General features: G+C 62.5%; 19 protein-coding genes and 1 pseudogene. 10 read left to right on the top strand and 10 right to left on the bottom strand.

What is annotated here, in order from left to right; genetic code table 11:
* Positions 1-12 precede the first annotated feature (12 nt).
* Together AC792_RS08035 and AC792_RS08030 are read left to right on the top strand one after the other, a co-directional pair.
* A complete protein-coding gene (locus tag AC792_RS08035; protein ID WP_235436504.1) occupies positions 13-474 on the top strand; it encodes an ASCH domain-containing protein in 462 nt (153 codons plus the stop codon).
* Between the two features lie 3 nt (positions 475-477).
* Positions 478-1,350 carry a pentapeptide repeat-containing protein gene (locus AC792_RS08030; RefSeq protein WP_049830031.1) on the top strand — a complete coding sequence of 291 codons (873 nt, stop codon included), beginning with the start codon at positions 478-480 and terminating at the stop codon, positions 1,348-1,350.
* A 101-nt stretch (positions 1,351-1,451) separates the two neighbouring features.
* On the opposite strand, the gene AC792_RS08025 is transcribed toward AC792_RS08030, so the two are convergent.
* From AC792_RS08025 to AC792_RS08015, 3 genes are all read right to left on the bottom strand, one after another.
* Positions 1,452-1,838: a DUF1304 domain-containing protein gene (locus tag AC792_RS08025; RefSeq protein WP_049830030.1), complete on the bottom strand. Its 387-nt coding sequence runs from the start codon at positions 1,836-1,838 to the stop codon at positions 1,452-1,454.
* A gap of 743 nt (positions 1,839-2,581) precedes the next feature.
* Entirely contained in the window at positions 2,582-2,986 is a 405-nt protein-coding gene (locus AC792_RS08020; protein WP_152916097.1) for a hypothetical protein, read from the bottom strand.
* 196 nt (positions 2,987-3,182) lie between these two features.
* Positions 3,183-3,809, bottom strand: a complete 627-nt coding sequence (locus AC792_RS08015; RefSeq protein WP_152916096.1) for a DUF6226 family protein — start codon at positions 3,807-3,809, stop codon at positions 3,183-3,185.
* A gap of 830 nt (positions 3,810-4,639) precedes the next feature.
* Between AC792_RS08015 and AC792_RS08010 the strand changes: the two genes are divergently transcribed.
* From AC792_RS08010 to AC792_RS07990, 4 genes and pseudogenes are all read left to right on the top strand, one after another.
* Positions 4,640-5,164 (top strand): class I SAM-dependent methyltransferase, encoded by a 525-nt coding sequence (locus tag AC792_RS08010; RefSeq protein WP_235436501.1) that lies wholly within the window; start codon positions 4,640-4,642, stop codon positions 5,162-5,164.
* 540 nt (positions 5,165-5,704) lie between these two features.
* Complete coding sequence (locus tag AC792_RS08005; RefSeq protein WP_235436498.1) at positions 5,705-7,186, top strand: MFS transporter; 1,482 nt, start codon at positions 5,705-5,707, stop codon at positions 7,184-7,186.
* The gene (locus AC792_RS08000; protein WP_049830027.1) at positions 7,179-7,454 is read left to right on the top strand and encodes a hypothetical protein; all 276 of its coding nucleotides are present in this window, start codon (positions 7,179-7,181) and stop codon (positions 7,452-7,454) included. Before AC792_RS08005 ends, AC792_RS08000 begins: the two co-directional genes overlap by 8 nt.
* Before the next feature lie 38 nt (positions 7,455-7,492).
* Positions 7,493-8,703: pseudogene (locus tag AC792_RS07990) on the top strand (IS3 family transposase).
* Between the two features lie 1,339 nt (positions 8,704-10,042).
* Here AC792_RS07990 and AC792_RS16945 read toward each other — a convergent pair.
* Entirely contained in the window at positions 10,043-10,273 is a 231-nt protein-coding gene (locus AC792_RS16945) for a hypothetical protein (protein WP_152916095.1), read from the bottom strand.
* A gap of 265 nt (positions 10,274-10,538) precedes the next feature.
* Here AC792_RS16945 and AC792_RS16940 point away from each other — a divergent pair, with 265 nt between their 5' ends.
* Positions 10,539-10,934 carry a hypothetical protein gene (locus AC792_RS16940; protein WP_152916094.1) on the top strand — a complete coding sequence of 132 codons (396 nt, stop codon included), beginning with the start codon at positions 10,539-10,541 and terminating at the stop codon, positions 10,932-10,934.
* 72 nt (positions 10,935-11,006) lie between these two features.
* Here AC792_RS16940 and AC792_RS07980 read toward each other — a convergent pair whose 3' ends face one another.
* Positions 11,007-11,516 (bottom strand): GNAT family N-acetyltransferase, encoded by a 510-nt coding sequence (locus AC792_RS07980; protein ID WP_049830025.1) that lies wholly within the window; start codon positions 11,514-11,516, stop codon positions 11,007-11,009.
* Positions 11,517-11,582: 66 nt separating this feature from the next.
* Positions 11,583-11,936, bottom strand: coding sequence for a hypothetical protein (locus AC792_RS16935; RefSeq protein ID WP_152916093.1), 354 nt, complete (start codon positions 11,934-11,936; stop codon positions 11,583-11,585).
* Positions 11,937-12,049: 113 nt separating this feature from the next.
* Between AC792_RS16935 and AC792_RS16375 the strand changes: the two genes are divergently transcribed.
* Positions 12,050-12,505, top strand: coding sequence for a GNAT family N-acetyltransferase (locus AC792_RS16375; RefSeq protein WP_082177579.1), 456 nt, complete (start codon positions 12,050-12,052; stop codon positions 12,503-12,505).
* A 7-nt stretch (positions 12,506-12,512) separates the two neighbouring features.
* Here AC792_RS16375 and AC792_RS07970 read toward each other — a convergent pair whose 3' ends face one another.
* The 4 genes from AC792_RS07970 to AC792_RS07960 all read right to left on the bottom strand — a co-directional run bounded on the left by AC792_RS07970 (position 12,513) and on the right by AC792_RS07960 (position 14,888).
* Positions 12,513-13,307 (bottom strand): alpha/beta fold hydrolase, encoded by a 795-nt coding sequence (locus AC792_RS07970; protein ID WP_049830023.1) that lies wholly within the window; start codon positions 13,305-13,307, stop codon positions 12,513-12,515.
* 89 nt (positions 13,308-13,396) lie between these two features.
* Entirely contained in the window at positions 13,397-13,636 is a 240-nt protein-coding gene (locus tag AC792_RS16370; RefSeq protein WP_082177578.1) for a helix-turn-helix domain-containing protein, read from the bottom strand.
* Between the two features lie 2 nt (positions 13,637-13,638).
* The gene (locus AC792_RS07965) at positions 13,639-14,295 is read right to left on the bottom strand and encodes a hypothetical protein (protein ID WP_160317623.1); all 657 of its coding nucleotides are present in this window, start codon (positions 14,293-14,295) and stop codon (positions 13,639-13,641) included.
* Between the two features lie 116 nt (positions 14,296-14,411).
* Positions 14,412-14,888, bottom strand: a complete 477-nt coding sequence (locus AC792_RS07960; RefSeq protein ID WP_152916091.1) for a hypothetical protein — start codon at positions 14,886-14,888, stop codon at positions 14,412-14,414.
* Between the two features lie 95 nt (positions 14,889-14,983).
* On the opposite strand from AC792_RS07960, the gene AC792_RS07955 reads away from it, so the two are divergent.
* Positions 14,984-15,322: a hypothetical protein gene (locus tag AC792_RS07955; protein ID WP_152916090.1), complete on the top strand. Its 339-nt coding sequence runs from the start codon at positions 14,984-14,986 to the stop codon at positions 15,320-15,322.
* Positions 15,323-15,452: 130 nt separating this feature from the next.
* The gene (locus AC792_RS07950) at positions 15,453-16,001 is read left to right on the top strand and encodes a hypothetical protein (protein ID WP_152916089.1); all 549 of its coding nucleotides are present in this window, start codon (positions 15,453-15,455) and stop codon (positions 15,999-16,001) included.
* Positions 16,002-16,139 lie beyond the last annotated feature (138 nt).

Raw genomic sequence — 16,139 nt, 5'->3', positions numbered from 1 at the left:
TCCGGTTCTCCGGTGGTACACACCGACGACGACGGCGATGGTGTGACCGCCCGGACCCTGCCGGAGGCCGAGTTCGCCTTCCCCGGCCCGCTGCGCGACGCGCTCGTGGCGGCGGTCCTCACCGGCCGGAAGACCAGCACCACGTCCCTGCTCGTCGAGTACACGATCACAGGTGAGCCGCTGCCGGTGGTGGGGGAGCGCCAGGCGGTCGTCGATTCGTGCGGGAACCGGGTGGCCGTGATCGAGACCGTCGCGGTGGACCAGGTACCGCTCCGGCAGGTTCCCCTGCAGCACGCCGTCGACGAGGGCGAAGGACACGAGACGCTGGCGCAGTGGCGGGCCGATCACGAACGGTTCTGGCACGGCGAGGACATGCGGCAGTCGCTGGGTGATACCACCTTCACCGTCGACGACGGCACGATGGTGGTCCTGGAGCGCTTCCGCCTCGTGGGGACCGCAGCCTCGGATCAGTAGCCCTTGAACCCGACCCCGAACGACTCCGACGCACCCTCGTCACCGGTGCTCGATCGAGAATCCCTGCGACCTGATTGCGGGAACTGCTTCGCGCTCTGCTGCACGGCACTCGGCTTCTCCCGCACCGCGGACTTCGCCGTCGACAAGCCGGCCGGGACGCCGTGCCGGAATCTCGCCTCCGACTTCTCCTGTACCATCCACGACAGTCTCCGGCCGCGGGGCTTCCGGGGGTGCACCGTCTTCGACTGCTTCGGTGCCGGGCAGCACGTCTCCCGGAACCTGTTCCGCGGGATCAGTTGGAGGGAGGAGCCGGCAACGGCGGGGGAGATGTTCCCGGTGTTCACGATCGCCCGGCAACTCCACGAGATGCTGTGGTACCTCGTGGAAGCCGGTACCCGGACCTTCGATCCGGAGACCGGGCAGCGTGCGGACCACCTCCGGACGGTCATCGAGGCTGCACTCGCTGACACGGCGAGCGTCCTGTCGCTCGACGTCGGTGACCTGCAGGCACGCGTCCGGTCCGTCCTCCTGGGCGTCAGTGAGGAGGTCAGATCCTCCTATTTCGCGACCGGCGATGATCATCTCGACGGTGCGCTCGTTCCCGGAGCGGATCTGATGGGGAGGAACCTGAGGTCCCGGTCGTTGTGCGGGGCGGATCTCCGGGGGGCCTACCTCATCGCCGCGGATCTCCGGGACTCTGACCTCTCAGGTACCGACCTCCTTGGTGCGGACCTCAGGAACACACGTGTGCACGGGGCGGATCTCTCCAGGGCCCTGTACCTGACGCAGGCCCAGGTGAATGCGGCCCACGGCGACGCGTCCACACTCCTGCCGGATGATGTCGGTGCTCCTCCTCACTGGTGCAGCACCAGGTGACGCCCGTGTCGGCCGGTTCGGGACGGAAGTGACCGTGGTCCCGGCCGATCGACGCACCCCAGAAGGAACCCGGTCCTGTCGAGGAGGTCCTTCAGACCGGTTCACAGCACCACCGCGAGGGTCGCGATGATCGCCGCGAGCGGGATGGTTCCCTGTTTGACGGCCGCGCCTCGTCTGGTCGGATCGGAGACGAACAGGACGAGTGCCGCCGCGGCCATCGATCCGACGCCGGCGAGGATCAGTGCTGCACCGATGCCGTTGTCGAACGTCGCGAACAGGACGAGGCCCATCAGGGCGATGAGGGCGAGGAACAGGTTGTAGAAGCCCTGGTTGAACGCGAAATCCTTGGTGACCTCCACGTCCGCATCGCTGGCCGGCCCGAACGTGCGGCGCGCCTGAGGGCCTTCCCAGGCCAAGGACTCCATCCAGAAGATGTACACGTGGAGCAGGATGGCCAGAGCCGTCAGGATCAGTGCTGTCAGTATCATGTCGGGCTTCCCGTCTGCGTGCGTGCCGGCGATGTGAGGAGCCTACCCGTGAACGCATCGATGCGGATGATGCCTGCACCGCCGCGTACGGGTCGATTCCGGCAGGGAGGTCGTCTGTCCTCCGCAGACCGCTGATCGAGCATGCCCACGGTGGAGTCGTGGACGAACGGGGTTTCCGTGTCCTTCACGACGGGTGGAGCAGTCCCGGGCCGATCGCCTGTCCGGATCTCGGCAGATCCGAACGCACCACCTGGCAACGAGCGGGGAGAAAGCGGAGCGGTCAGCGTTCCTGCGAGTACTTCCCTCTCACCAGGCGGAGTGGAACGGCTGCATCGGAGGGATCGGTCCATGGATGACACTGCGGCGGGTATCTGCCCTCAGCGTCGGTCGCTTACTCGGACAGCGCCTCCGGCGCTAGGCTCGATCGACGAGTTCGATCAATCATGGGGGTCATTGTGCGTGTGGATGGAATAGGTATTCTCGTCGTTCTCTTCACCATGTGGGTCGTGGTGCCGGCAATCGTTGCTTACGTTCTGTACCTGATCGTCCGACTGGGCGTGAAGCACGGACTGAGGGCCCACGATGCTGCCAAGAACGAGGGACCTTCTCCCACGGAGTAGGTCACGCGATCGTCGTAGGGCGATCCTCGACCGGCTGCTCTGAGTATTTTTGTGCTTCGCAGCAGGATCGTGCGGGGGTCGAAGGACGATGTGACGTGGTCCGGGTGAGAGGCGAGGGGGGAGTCATCCTTCGACGAGTTCATTGCATTCACCGATGCTCTCGGGGCGGGTCGCGGTCGTCGCGTCCGGACAGGACAGGGAAGCCCATCCGTGGTCGCCGCCGTAGCTGTCGAATTCATTGGTCATGGACAGAACGACCCCTTGGTTCCAGCTCGCGACGTAGGCGAAGTAGACGATCAGGTCGCCTTCCGTGGTGGGGCGACTCCAGGCGAGCTCGGCTTCCTCTTTCTCGGTTGCCGCGCTCAGGCAGGCCACAGCCTCTGCCAAGAGCTCCTCACCCTGCCCGAGGACGAATTCGCCGCACGAGGTAGCGGCATTGCCCTGTCGAACCACTCCCGGTGTATCCGGTAGTGCCCGTGCCGCGTCGATCGGATCACCGTCGGGTGCCCGGTTCGTGAAGCCCGGCACGGATCCAGTGCACGAGGTGAGCACAAGCGCACCACAGGCGAGGGCGAGCACCCCGGTGGTGCGGGATGCGCCTGTACGGGACGTCGTCGGCCTCATGCGTCATACGGTAGTGGCGCGATGAGCCGTGCGGAGCAGGTCTATCAGCCAAGCGGTGATCATCCGATCCGCAAGGGAATGGATACTGGGTCCTGATCGATCACCGCCAAGCTGACCACCTTCCAGTAGGGGGTAGTACGGTACGTGCCAGCGCCACCTTGTCCTCTGGGAGTTCGCTTACCTGAGTCTGTTCGGAGCGCATGGTGTCCTCCGGACCTTCGAGCCTGCTCTCCATCCATGTATCTCCTTCGATGTACCGCTCGGAGTATCCGCCGTTCACCACTGCATGCACCGTCCACTCGAGGTCGTCCGCCAGCCGCACGACGTCGTCGTCGCAGGTATCGCACCCGCAGGAGGGGAAGTGGAAGTCGCGCAGTGCGCCGGCGTGGAGGAACACTCCCGGGAAGTCGGTGAGGACGAAGGTCAGAGGTGCTGCTGCCGGGTCGCGAGGTGAGATGCGGACCGCCCGGATGATGTCGCCGGGACTCTGCAGGAAGTCATCCACGACGGCTGGGGACTCTTCGACGCGGACGTCGAAGGTGTTCTGCAACCATTCGATGAGAGAGTCGGCGACCGTGTGCAGGGAAGCGAAGCGTTGGAGGTTGCTTGTTCTGGAGTAGGCGTCGTCGGGTGGTGATCCTGCCCAGCGCTGACCGTAGTCGACGGGCTGCCCTGCATCATCACGATACGTCTGAACTGGAAGGGCGGGTCGTCGGTATCCGTTCATACCCCACGTTATCCAACCATTGCGCTCAGCATGGGGTCGAGCACGAGCGGATATGCCTACGCGCCCCGGTTCGCATGGTCGGAATGAGCCGGTCCTCGGCGGTCTCGAAGCCAGAGTGCCAGACCGACACAGACAAGCAGACCCGCCCCGATGCCGACAAGCCAGTGAAGCCCCGTCGATGGATCGGTGAACGCGTCGAGGACGACGTACACGATGAGAGCAGTGAGCAGACCGGCGATGGATGGAAGGGATCTCATGTCGCCAACGCTTTCAATCCTCCGGAGGTGCGGTCAAGCTCCAGCGGTCCAGCTGCCCTCGGAGGATCGGCATACGGGCAGTTGTGTCGTCGGGCTGAGCTCATGTCTCGAGCCCCGATCACCGGCAAGTCGGGCAGGGGCAGACGACGGTGCTGGGCGAGCTGTCCCGGCGGGGCCACCGGACGCTCGACACCGACCATGACGGCTGGTGCTTCCCGACGGCACCTGGGACGACATGCGCATGGCCGCGTACCTCGCCTCGAACTCGTCCGTGGTCGTCTCCGGAACTGTGGAGAACCAGGGACGCTTCCATGACCGTTTCGGGGCCGTCGTACTCCTCGGCGCACCGGTGGAAGTGCTCGTCGAGCGCGTATCCATTCGTACCGACGATCCCCATGGCACGGCAGAGGCGGAGCAGGCCGTGATCCGTCAGCAGGTCCTCGGCCTCGAACCGCTGCTTCGACGGGGTGCGGCCCTCGAGCTCGACGGACGCCGACCGCTTCCAGAACTGGCTGATGCTGTCGAGAGCCTCATGGCATTCGCCGGCCTCGCGAGGTGGAGTAACGTCTGGTCATGCCCGACGCCATTTTCGATCATCCGCGGGTTGCCCGCGTGTATGACCCCCTTGATCCTGATCGTACCGATCTGGAGACGTACATGGACCTCGTCGACAAGTTCGGGGCAACAGCAGTTCTGGACGTCGGTTGCGGCACGGGAACCTTCTGCTCCCGCCTCGCGGCGGAGCGCGGCATACGCGTGCTCGGCGTCGACCCTGCCGGAGCGTCCGTGGATGTCGCCCGAACCAAGACCGACTCGGACCGCGTGACGTGGGTCGTGGGTACCGCTTCGGACATGGCCGCCGATGCCGTCCACCGGCAGCAGTACGACCTGGCCACGATGACCGCGAACGTCGCCCAGGTCTTTCTCGATGACGAGGCATGGCTCGTCAATCTGCGGGCAGTCCGCGCCTGTCTGCGCCCCGGTGGTCATGTGGCATTCGAGAGCCGGGCGCCTTCTGATCGGGCCTGGGAGCGGTGGACGAAAGAACTCACTCATCAGGTCGTCGAGGTCGAGGGTGAGGGGCCGGTGGAGGACTAGGTGCAGGTCACGCGAATCGATGGAGAGCTGATCACGTTCGAATCCCCGACCATCTTTCGGGCCGATAGAGAGCGTATCGACTCCACGTCCACACTGCGCTTCCGGAGCCGCGATGCACTCGAGTACTCATTGACCGAAGCCGGTTTCACCGATGTCGAGGTTCGAGACCTGCCCTACGCTCCTGGTCGGGGGTGGCTGATCACTGCTCGCGCTCGAGAGCCGGGCGCCCTCCCGAGGTGGAGGTGACGACGGCAGCGAGGTCGACTTCGGTCATGCCGTCCTCGAGCCGATGGTTCACGGCACACGTCCCACGTTGCCCTTGACCGGCCTTCATGGACGGCATTGTCGCGAGAGGGCTCCTCCGAGCACCTGAGGCTTCCACCGGTGAGCCGGTGGTCACCCGACGGTTCAGCCGTCGCTGGCCGTGGTGGGTGTACTGTTCTCGTATCTGAGGTAAAAAGCATTCGGGCTCGTCCCCGGGTTGCGCGCACACGCGGCATCGAACGATCCGCCACTTCTCCCTCGAGAAGGAGTGCGCCCATGGTGCTCGACACCCCCCGATCCGTCACACCGGACGCGACGATGGATGCAGGGTCTCCACGACGCCTGCGCGATGAATGGGTCGCCCTGTCCGGCCTCTCCGCGGTGTTCCTGTTCGAGATGCTCGACAACTCGCTCCTCACCATCGCCCTGCCCACCATCGGCCGTGACCTCGACACGACCACAGCGGCACTGCAGTGGGTGACGGGTGCGTACTCGGTCGCGTTCGGCGGGCTGATGCTGCTCTTCGGCGCGATCGCCGACCGGTTCGGACGCCGACGGATCATGCTCGCCGGATTGATCCTGCTCGCTGCCGCCAGCCTCGCCACCTTGTTCGTGACGACCGCGGGCCAGCTGATCACCGTCCGGGTGGTCATGGGGATCGCTGCGGCGATGACCACACCCGGTTCCATCGCACTCGCTTTCAGGCTGTTCGACACCGACGACCTCCGAGTACGCGCGATCACCGTCATCTCCACCGCGGGACTCGTGGGGCTCACCGCCGGACCCACCGCAGGGGGTCTCGTGCTCACGATCGCGCCCTGGCAGGTGCTTGTGCTCGTGAACGTACCGATCGCGGGGCTCGCTTTCATCGGCATCCGCACCGGGATCGCGACCGACATCCGAGACGAGTTGCACGGAGACCCGATCGACGTCGTCGGAGCTCTTCTCGGCACGACCACGATCGCAGGCGCGCTGATCACGCCGACGCTCTTCGTCGGTGACGGTCCCCGACCGTCGGCACCGTGGGTCGCCACGGCGATGACCGTCGCTGCGGGAATCGGCTTCGTGCTCCGTCAGCGTTCGGCGCGGCACCCGCTTGTGGACGTGCGCCTCATCACCCTGCCGCTGGTCTCCAGTGGCCTGACCTACAAGGCCGCCGCCGGGCTGGCGGGTGCGGGGCTGTCCTATCTGGTGACGCTGCAGCTGCAGCTTGCATGGGGCTGGACTCCGGCCCTGGCCGCGGTCGCCCTGCTTCCCCAGGTCGTGGTGCTTCTGGGTAGCGGCCGTCTCGTCGGTCCGTTCGTCCACCGTGTCGGCCTCGACCGCGCCGCGGGGTTCAGCGCGGCGGCCGTCGTGACCGGACTCGCCGTGTTCGGGTTCCTCGGCCGGTTCGGCTATGTCTGGGTACTCCTCGCGCTCGTGCTCGTCGCGGCCGGGATGCGTGTCGTCGGAGTCGTCGCTGGCACGAACGTGCTTCGCGGACTCCCGGCCGATCGCACCAGCATCGGCGCGGCACTGGTGGACACCTCCAGCGAGCTCGCAACTGCGACCGGCGTCGCCGCCGCCGGGACGATCCTCTCCGCTCTCACCGCCGGGAGCATCACCGGCACCCACTGGACCTCGGCCGACCTCGCGCAGTTCGAAGGCGCGATCACCGTCGCCGGTCTCACCCTCACCCTCGCCGCAACGGCACTGGTCAGCTTCGGCGCCATCTGCTCGCGCGCCATCATCTCGACCCAGGAGCCCACCCATGCCTGACGCACTCGCCCGCCCCTCCTTCGACCCTGAGCTGGCCACCTTCCTCACCCGCATGCAGGAACACGGGCCCTTCACCCTCACCACCTCGATGCTTCCCCGCATGCGCGAGCTGGAACTGGCGGAGGAGGAACTCGACGAGGATCTCCGCGCACGCGGACTCGAACGTCGCACCGCCACCATTCCCGGACACGACGGCGACCCGATCACCGCCGGCATCATCCAGCGTGCCGGGCGCACCGGGTCTGCTGCACGAATAGGTGACATCTGATCTGGCTTGCCTGGGGGCGGGCCTGGAAGGATGTTGCTGTGCCCAAGCCCTACCCAGATGAGTTCCGTGATGATGTGGTGCGCGTTGCGAGGAATCGTGAGTCCGGAGTGACCATCGAGCAGATTGCGAAGGACTTCGGTGTTCACCCGATGACGCTTCAGAAATGGCTTCACCGTGCCGACATCGATGAAGGCGCCAAGCCCGGCCAACCCCGTATCGACTCGGCTGAGCTGCGAGAGGCACGGAAGCGGATCCGGCTGCTGGAGCAGGAGAACGAGGTTCTACGGCGGGCGGCAGCGTATTTGTCGTGAGGCGAACCTGCCGGGAAAAGGTTCTACCCGCTCGTGACTGAGCTCGCCGACTCGGGAATCCCTGTGACGGTGACGTGCTTAGGTGTTGAAGCTCTCACGCCAGCCCTACTATCGGTGGCTGGCAGCACCCGTCACGACCAGCGAGCTGGTGGAGGCCTATCGTGCGAACGCACTTTTCCACGCTCACACCGACGACCCTGAGTTCGGTCACCGGCTCCTGGTCGATGAGGCCCGCGACGCCGGGGAGGTGATGGTTGACCGAACTGCGTGGCGGATTTGCGCGGCCAATGGCTGGGGGAGTTCGTTCGGGAAGAAACGCGGGAAGAACGGGAAGAAACCAGGCCCGCCGGTGCACGACGATTTGTGCGCGGTCACCGGCGAGGACGGGAAGGTTCGGCACGAGTTCGTCGCGGAAAAGCCCAACCGGTTATGGCTGACGGATATCACGGAGCACAAAACAGCTTGGATTCCAGCAGGAGAAGGGAAGCTCTATGTCTGCGCGGTCAAGGACGTGTTCTCGAATCGGATCGTCGGGTACTGGCATCGACTTGAGGATGAAGTCGACGCTTGCCGTCTACGCGCTGGAGATGGCGGTTGCTCGTCGCGGTGATGTCGCCGGCTGCGTGATTCACAGCGACCGGGGATCGCAATTTCGGAGTAAGAAATTCCTGCGTGCCCTGACCCGCCACCAGATGGTCGGATCGATGGGTAGAGTCGCGTCTTGCGGCGACAACGCCGCGATGGAATCATTCTTCGCGCTGCTCCAGAAGAATGTCCTCGACCGCCGGTCCTGGACTACCCGCGAACAACTGCGCATCGCGATCGTGACGTGGATCGAACGGACCTACCACCAGCGACGCCGACAAGTACGACTCGGACGTTTGACGCCTATTGAGTTCGAGACCATCATGAACACGCCAGCCGCCCTGGCAGCGTGACTACAAACTGTCACCTATTCGTGCAGCAGACCCAAACCTTCAGCAGTCCCAAGGTTCCCATAACCGGAAGAAGCACGGCCACAGCGAGTACTACCGCCGACTTCAACGACCTCAACAACCTGAAGTACCACAGCGCTGCAACGACACCTAGAGCCCATGCACTCAGTGTCACCATCTCTAGCGCATTAATTTCCGGCATGCTGCTCCTCCCCACGTACCCGCTCACCAGAAGTTTCTAGGTCACCTCGGTGCTTGAACGACTCCCAGTCATCCACCCTTTCACTCGACCATGAACCTATGAAAGCCAAGACGGCCAGAAAGCATAAGCGTTAATGCATCGGTACGCCGCCACGTAAGGGGATCGTCTTCCGGACTGGACATGCTGATCAACAAATGGTGCTTCTGGACCTCGTGACGGCGTATCAATTAGGTAACGCCTGGAGGGGTACGGCGTTCTGGCTTCCGTGGTCCTTCACGTGAGTGCAAGGGTGGAACACCAAAGGCAACCACGCTGACCCGATCAGGAGCTGATTAATATCGCGGTTGTGAATAGCTCCGCTCGGCTACGCACTCTCTGCTTGACGAGTGCTCTCGGACTCAGCCTGAGCGGCTGCGCACCAGCACTGGAGCCGGGAAGCGTCGCTGTTGAGATCCGTTCGGTTCTGCCCGATACCTCGGGTGGAGAGTATGAGATTCGAGTTGTCGGCCCGGACGGCGCAGTGATCTTGTCGCAGGACATGGGGGCGGGCCACTCCCTGTCTTACGGAGATGTCCCGTTGGGGTGGGTATCTGTCAGTGCGGAACCCAGATGCATAGTCGAAGCGGAACTGACTGCGGACCACCCGACGATGGGCCTCATCGTTGACGGTCGGCACTGCACCCTTACCGACGGCAACTCTGAGCAGGCTTCCCCGTGAGCTCCCGGTAGGACGAAGCCGAAAAATGCAGACTCTAATAGAGAGTGAGTACCTTATGGCAGAACCGAGAAGGACCAACTATGTCCTGCGGTCCGCGTTCTTACTTCCAGGCCTCGTCATCATCGTTATCATAGCCAACGTCGCTCGAGACCCCTCCGACAACTTCACGCCTCCCGCGGTACTCATACCCGGTGTGGTCTTCATCGTGCTTTCCAGTTTGATACTCACCGAGTACCTAATGAAGCGCAAAAGGCGTCATCTTCAATCGGAATGATTAAAGGCAGTACCGGTCGAAAAGCTCCTTTGGATCACTTCGAGTACGCACGATAGTCCATCCTTTTGCGGGAACCTTTTTCCGACACGTCTATCGTCCTGAGTTCCTCATAGTGCTGCTGGTACCCGCACACTAGGTGTAGACATATCTACTGGTCAGGAGTTTCAGAGACCGCGTGCTTTCGGCGGCGTCGACGTAGGACGAGTCCCACTGCGTTGGCGATGGCGACACCGAAACTGAAGACGATGAGCAGCACATTGAGTGCCACCCACATCGGTTCTGAGAAGCGGTTGAACAGCGCATTCGTTCCTAGGAGGGCTCCGAACACCACGTACCAGAGGCGGGGGAAGTCTTTTCCGAAAAACGATCGCATTGACATATCCGGAGCCTAGTACCGTGGGTTCTGGTTGTCAGTGTTGATGCCGACGACTCCACGTTGGTCGGCGCCTCAGGGCGAGGAGTCGCCTATAGCGTCGGCTAGCTGGGTGTTTGAAAGCGGATCGGCTTACGGGAGTGATCGTTGGGGCTCGTACCGCTTAGAAAAATCCGACACCGAGACTGTTGACGACCTTATCGGTGGATCAAAGATAATCTGCAATCACAGAAGTTTTCTTCATTCTCATTCGTGCAAAGGTGACAGCTACATGAAGCGCGAACCGATCCAACAGATCAGCGCACACTGGGATACGCCGCTTTCGTCCGAGGAAGTGCTGACGGCGGTGAGTGGAGCCTTCGAAGGAGAGAAGGTAACTACTGATGCGTCATCCGGCATCGTAGAAGTGCGAAGTGGATCCAACTTCAAGTATCGGATGTGGGGGGAGTCTTGGAACGGGTACAAGAACCTCCCCGTTGCTCTTGCACTAGAGGCCCGGGACACACCCGAGGGATCCACTGTGGATGTTCGGGCGTTCGATACCTTTGGATTCCGCATGACAGACCACCTTTTCATGGGTGCCGACGTGACCCTCAAATCCAAGCTGGTTCACCTTATGGAAGTTGCTTCAAGCACGTTGAAGCCGCATAACCCTGGCTGGTCTTAGTCGTCATCCGCTAAATCTGTCGCACGATGCAGGATCCGCTAATGAGTCGTTAGTACTTTGCGGGTGGTCGAGCTACTCGCTGAGAATGCGCTTCATGGCCACACGAGGCCAGGCATCCAAGCCGATCGAGGCTTCAGGGTGTCGGATCTCTTCCAGGCCAGGGGTGAGCTGGTCCGGTGGGATGATCTCGAAGCCCAGGTGGGCGTAGTAGGGCGCGTTCCAGGGAACATCAGCGAACGTGGTCAGCGTAAGCACCAGGTACCCCTGAAGTGCCGCCCATTCCGCGGCCTTCTCGATGAGTCGCCGGCCCTTTCCTTGACCTGCATGGGATGGGTGTACGGAGACTTGCTCGATGTGCGCGGCACCACCGGCGACGTCCAGGAGGAGGTAAGCGACAGGCCTGTCGAGCTCATCGACGTCCACCCATGCTCGTCCTGCGTCCTGGTACCGGAACAGGTCAGGGATTGACATGGTCTCGCCCTCGACGACAGCGTCCATGCTCATGCTGCGGAACACCGCATCAGCGGCACGTTCGATACCGGGCAACGAGTCGATGTCATCTACCTGGGCGAGTCGAATCATCTGTCCATTGCACCAGATAACTCTCTGCCATCACCGCACACTGTGATGGGCGGTTCTCGATCCCGTTTAGGGGCGAATGCCACGAGTAGGAGGATTGAGGGGTCCCCGAAGCTCTCCCCATCCGAAGCTGCTTTCTGCGATGAAATCTTGAAGATCACTCTGTACGAAACGCACCAGGGAATCGGCGCCGCCTTCGAGGATGAGGTTGCCGGACCCCCCATCTTCGCCGGCGATTTGCCACCTCACCCATACCCGGCTCAGTTCGATGACATCGCTATCGGGAAGTCCCCTGCCATGCATACCGTCAACGACCTTCACCATGCGAAATGTGAGTGAACGTAGTTCTTCGCTGGTCAGCATCGACTCGAACATTGGCTCAAGAAGTTGCTTCACCTCCCGAATCTGCAATAGTTCCCTCATGCGCTCATCGTAACGACGCCGGAGCTATCGGTACCCTCGCCACCAGCGTCCCGTACACCAATCGTTGAGCGGACGGCAGCGGGACTGTTGTCACTAGTCAGTAGGATCAACAAATGCTCATTCGTCAGGCAATGCCCGATGACGTTGACGGCGTGGGTGACATCAGCCGGGCCAGCGGCCGTGACGTCTGGGACCTAGATACGCTCAGGACGACGTCAGAGCGACTTGTCGTGGTTGCGGATCTAGAAGGTCAGCTCGTTGGTGCTGCAAAGACCCATTTCCACGCACATCCTGACAACGATGCTCCTTCCGGTCATTACCTTGGCGGAGTGATGGTTCTGCCCTCGTGCCGGCGGCAGGGCATTGCCTCAGCACTGACCCGAGCGCGCCTGGAGTGGATATGGTCACGGACTGACCGTGCCTACTACTTCGCTAATGAGCACAACACTCCTTCGATGCGCCTGCACGAGGCATTTGGCTTTCGTGTTTTCGGAACCTTCAGCACAATCCATGGCGTCACGGCCGACGGCGGGCAGTCAAACCTCATCCTCTTCGCTGCTGCACGCTGAGCGATCCTCAGCATGCGTCGATGAAGGTGGTCAGAGCACTGATCCAGGGGTTGAAGGCGTCGAGGTGAGCATCGTGTGAGGCGTCGGCGAGATCGACCCGGGTCACGTTCGCGCCGCGTTCTGTGAACTGGTCCTTCTGCTCCTGGGTGAACATGCCGTGCTCGGCGTAGACCACCAGGGTCGGGGTGGTGATGCTCTCCCATTCCTCCCACCGAGGTTCTCCAACATGGGTGATTGTCTGGACCATCACGCCAGCATCGAACCGCGGCCAGAAACCATCGTCGCGTCCTTCCAGGTCCGCGACCCATGTCTGCGCCAGAGGGCTATCCCCGAGGGCGGCCCGGGCAATCTCCCGCGTCGCATACGGGACCTTCCATGACCGGAAGTACTCACCCATGGCTTCTGCCTCCTCCACGGTCCCGCTCCCGGCGTCGCACTCGAGCAGAACAAGCCGGCGCACCAGATCAGGGCGTGATGCCGCAACCAGCATCGCGGTGTGAGCTCCCATCGACTGACCTACGAGGTCCACGGACACGAGCTTCTCGGTCTCGAGGACCCGAACGACGTCGGCGACGAACGCTTTCCGTGAGGTATCCGCCGGGATTCGTGTGCTCGATCCGTGGCCGCGTTGGTCCACGAGGACGACTTTCCGTCCTGCCAGAGCGTGGGCGGTCGGAAGGAACTCCCGGCTGCTCCCGGCGAGGCCGTGAAGGATCACCACCGCCGGAGCGGCGCCGTCGAGGACGGTGTAGGAAATGCTTACGCCACCGTCGGAGACGACGTTCTGCGTCAAACCAGTCATCCGACAACCCTAGGGAACACTCTTCGCGCAGTGGAGGACCGGCTATCGGAATGGCCCCCTGCGGGAGTGTGTGGCGGTGATCGTGCTGTTTACGGTTGTGCTCGAGGTGGTGGGGTTAGGACGAGGAGTTCTCCGATGTCGCAGTGAAGGGCATGGCAGATGGCGGTCAGGGTGGAGAAGCGGATCGCTCGTGCTCGGTCGTTCTTGAGGACGGAGAGGTTGACGAGGCTGACGCCGACCAGTTCGCTTAATCGGGTGAGGGTCATGTTCCGTTCGGTGAGGAGCTTGTCGAGGCGACAGTGCACGCCGGTTAGTTCGGTATCCGGCATGCTCAGATCAAGCCCTCGGAATCTGTGCGCAGTCTCTCCCCGGTACGGGTGAGGATCGCGAGCCCGCCGAGCGCCATTGCGGCGAGGAAGGGCAGCCAGTCGATGTGCACGGCGAATTGCCAACTGCCATCATCGGGTGCATCAGTGCCTAGCGCGACAGCCAAAGCGCCGTTGGAGGCCATGGTTCCGAAGACGATGGACGCGGCCCAGCCTCCGAGGATCGCGAATGAGCTGATGGTCACCAGGCGGGTCGTTCCTGGGGCGAATGCGTTGCCGTGCCAGAGCCGTCGGAAGATGACGACCGCGCAGCCGATGACGATCAGCGCCGCGACGGCAGGGAGCACCTCGGCCAGGAGCACGCTGATGAAAGTGGCGATCGGGAGATCAGTGACCACGACAAGCCCTTCATCGATCATCACCGGCGCTCCGGAGTCCGGACCGGGCACCAGGGTCTCTACTGGCGCGAACTGCACCGGCACCGTGACGCCGTTGACGCCGAAGATCTCGATCAGGCGAAAGACCAGCACGATAAGGACGTACGCGGCGGCGACGACGGCGACTCCGAGGGTCGCCACGAGGTCCGCGCGGGTGGAACGGGAGACGGGGATCCCTTCGCCTCTGGGCTGGAAGGACTTACCGGAAGAAGCACTCATGCCCACACCCTTATCGTTTAGCGTTATTAACGATGAACGATATACCTGGAGGTCTGGGGTGGCAAGCCAGTAGTTCCCAATCGAACTGATCGAGCAGCAACTGCTTGTCCAGAGAGGATCCCTCAGCGGGTTGTTAGGTCTACGTCGCAACTTCTGCTGGTGGAGTCGCCATCGACTGTGAAGTCCAGGTGCAGCATGGCGGCATGTGATGGTGGTGCTGGCGTGTACACGCGCATGTCATCCCAACCGATACCATCGCCGATCATCCGGAACCCTGACGGCTCGTACTGGGTGCCCTGGTCGTCCGTGATGGTGATGCCTACCCTGCTGAGGTTGCTCAGCTTGGGGGGCCCGTCTTTCTGGGCTTCCAGTGCTTCTGTGGCAAGGTCCTCGAGGGTCCGGGTCTGAGCAATCTGCGCGTCGTGGCTTACTGTCTCGTACCCTCGCGCTGCGCTGAGGTAGACCACTACGCAGGGGGTAGCGGATGGAACATCTACGTGCTGGGGAGCTTTCGTGACGTCGATTCCTGCGAGGCGGACATCAACCTCCCCGATGGTCGCAACGATCAGGTTCCCTGGTGCGCGAACAATGGTTGTCATGCATCACCCTAACTCTCGGCCCCGATGCACCACCTCGTATAAGGATCCGTTCACGAGCTCTAGTCAAAGGGTGATGGGTGCTGAACAGTTGGGGGATGAGTACTCTGCGCTTGGTTCGTGGCACGGGTGTGTTGCTGGCTGTGGGGTTCATGAGCGGTTGCTCAGCCGACACGGGCAGTGTTGCGATCGAGGTCAGGTCTATGACCCCCGATACGCAGGGAACCTTGTTTGATGTCCGTGTTCTTGGGCCCGAGGGCGAGCTCATAGCCTCGGACAGGATGATTACCGGCCGGTCTATGTTCTATGAAGGTGTTCCTCTCGGGTCGATATCGATCAACGCGGACCCGCTGTGTGTGGTCCAGTCCACCCTGACATCAGAGCACCCGACTATGAAGCTGATCGTTGACGGGACCCACTGCATCTTGTCGGACTGAACGTCACCGCGCTACTCACAGGCGGAAGGAAACGAAAGTACAAGCCGTTCCCGGGTGTTCTACGGAGGATCCCTTTGCGGGACGGTCGGCGTGGTTGGCGGACGGAGGGTTGGTTGAAAGACTCTTCCTCATGAGGACAGATTCCGGTCGATACTTCGGATCGGTCGTGGCGGGTTTGGGTGTCGGGGGCATTCTTGCGATCACCGGCTGGTTCGCCATCGGTCCTGACCACATCATCTACGCCGTCGTCGTGAAGTGTGGTTTCCTGCTCATGGCGCTTCTGGCGGGGCCCGTCATGGTCGATATCGGTCGATCTCGTTACCAGGTGAACAACCTCGAACCACGGATCTACATGCTGCTGGGCGCCGAGGTCGTCCGCCGCGTCCTGGATATCGTGGGTTGGAACCGGGTGATCAAGCAGATGCGTCGATCTGAGGATGGCGGGTCGGGGTTGGCCCGTTTCCTGCGGGGAACCGAACAATCCGAGACCGCGCATCTGCTCGGTGCCGCCGCGACCGTGACCCTGGCGATCACCGCTGCGGTCACACATCATCCGCTGGGAGCCGTACAGGTACTGGTTCTCGGACTGTTACTGCACGGGTATCCGGTCATGATCCAACGCATCGTGCGCGCGAAGATCACCCGACATTGCACACACAGCGACAGAACCACGCACTAGCGATTCACTAGTGGGGTTAACCTCTGTTGGTGGACACCTGAAGTAGCGGGATTTTGGGATTCTGCGGGAAGGTGTTCCTGTGAGCACGACACGACGTAAATTCACTCCGGAGTATCGGCGGGGGGGTGGGCGCCGTGT

This window comes from Arthrobacter sp. RIT-PI-e (assembly GCF_001187915.1).
Classification (GTDB): domain Bacteria; phylum Actinomycetota; class Actinomycetes; order Actinomycetales; family Micrococcaceae; genus Arthrobacter_D.
Note: the sequence above shows the minus strand (reverse complement) of the source record. Positions and strands in the feature narration are given on the sequence as shown.

What these genes read in the sequence shown, in the direction of transcription:
- AC792_RS08025 (WP_049830030.1), bottom strand. Translation starts at nt 1,838, where the DNA reads ATGATACTGACAGCACTGATCCTGACGGCTCTGGCCATCCTGCTCCAC.
- AC792_RS08015 (WP_152916096.1), bottom strand. Translation starts at nt 3,809, where the DNA reads ATGAACGGATACCGACGACCCGCCCTTCCAGTTCAGACGTATCGTGAT.
- AC792_RS08010 (WP_235436501.1), top strand. Translation starts at nt 4,640, where the DNA reads ATGCCCGACGCCATTTTCGATCATCCGCGGGTTGCCCGCGTGTATGAC.
- AC792_RS08005 (WP_235436498.1), top strand. Translation starts at nt 5,705, where the DNA reads ATGGTGCTCGACACCCCCCGATCCGTCACACCGGACGCGACGATGGAT.
- AC792_RS08000 (WP_049830027.1), top strand. Translation starts at nt 7,179, where the DNA reads ATGCCTGACGCACTCGCCCGCCCCTCCTTCGACCCTGAGCTGGCCACC.
- AC792_RS16945 (WP_152916095.1), bottom strand. Translation starts at nt 10,273, where the DNA reads ATGTCAATGCGATCGTTTTTCGGAAAAGACTTCCCCCGCCTCTGGTAC.
- AC792_RS16940 (WP_152916094.1), top strand. Translation starts at nt 10,539, where the DNA reads ATGAAGCGCGAACCGATCCAACAGATCAGCGCACACTGGGATACGCCG.
- AC792_RS07980 (WP_049830025.1), bottom strand. Translation starts at nt 11,516, where the DNA reads ATGATTCGACTCGCCCAGGTAGATGACATCGACTCGTTGCCCGGTATC.
- AC792_RS16935 (WP_152916093.1), bottom strand. Translation starts at nt 11,936, where the DNA reads ATGAGGGAACTATTGCAGATTCGGGAGGTGAAGCAACTTCTTGAGCCA.
- AC792_RS16375 (WP_082177579.1), top strand. Translation starts at nt 12,050, where the DNA reads ATGCTCATTCGTCAGGCAATGCCCGATGACGTTGACGGCGTGGGTGAC.
- AC792_RS07970 (WP_049830023.1), bottom strand. Translation starts at nt 13,307, where the DNA reads ATGACTGGTTTGACGCAGAACGTCGTCTCCGACGGTGGCGTAAGCATT.
- AC792_RS16370 (WP_082177578.1), bottom strand. Translation starts at nt 13,636, where the DNA reads ATGCCGGATACCGAACTAACCGGCGTGCACTGTCGCCTCGACAAGCTC.
- AC792_RS07960 (WP_152916091.1), bottom strand. Translation starts at nt 14,888, where the DNA reads ATGACAACCATTGTTCGCGCACCAGGGAACCTGATCGTTGCGACCATC.
- AC792_RS07955 (WP_152916090.1), top strand. Translation starts at nt 14,984, where the DNA reads ATGAGTACTCTGCGCTTGGTTCGTGGCACGGGTGTGTTGCTGGCTGTG.
- AC792_RS07950 (WP_152916089.1), top strand. Translation starts at nt 15,453, where the DNA reads ATGAGGACAGATTCCGGTCGATACTTCGGATCGGTCGTGGCGGGTTTG.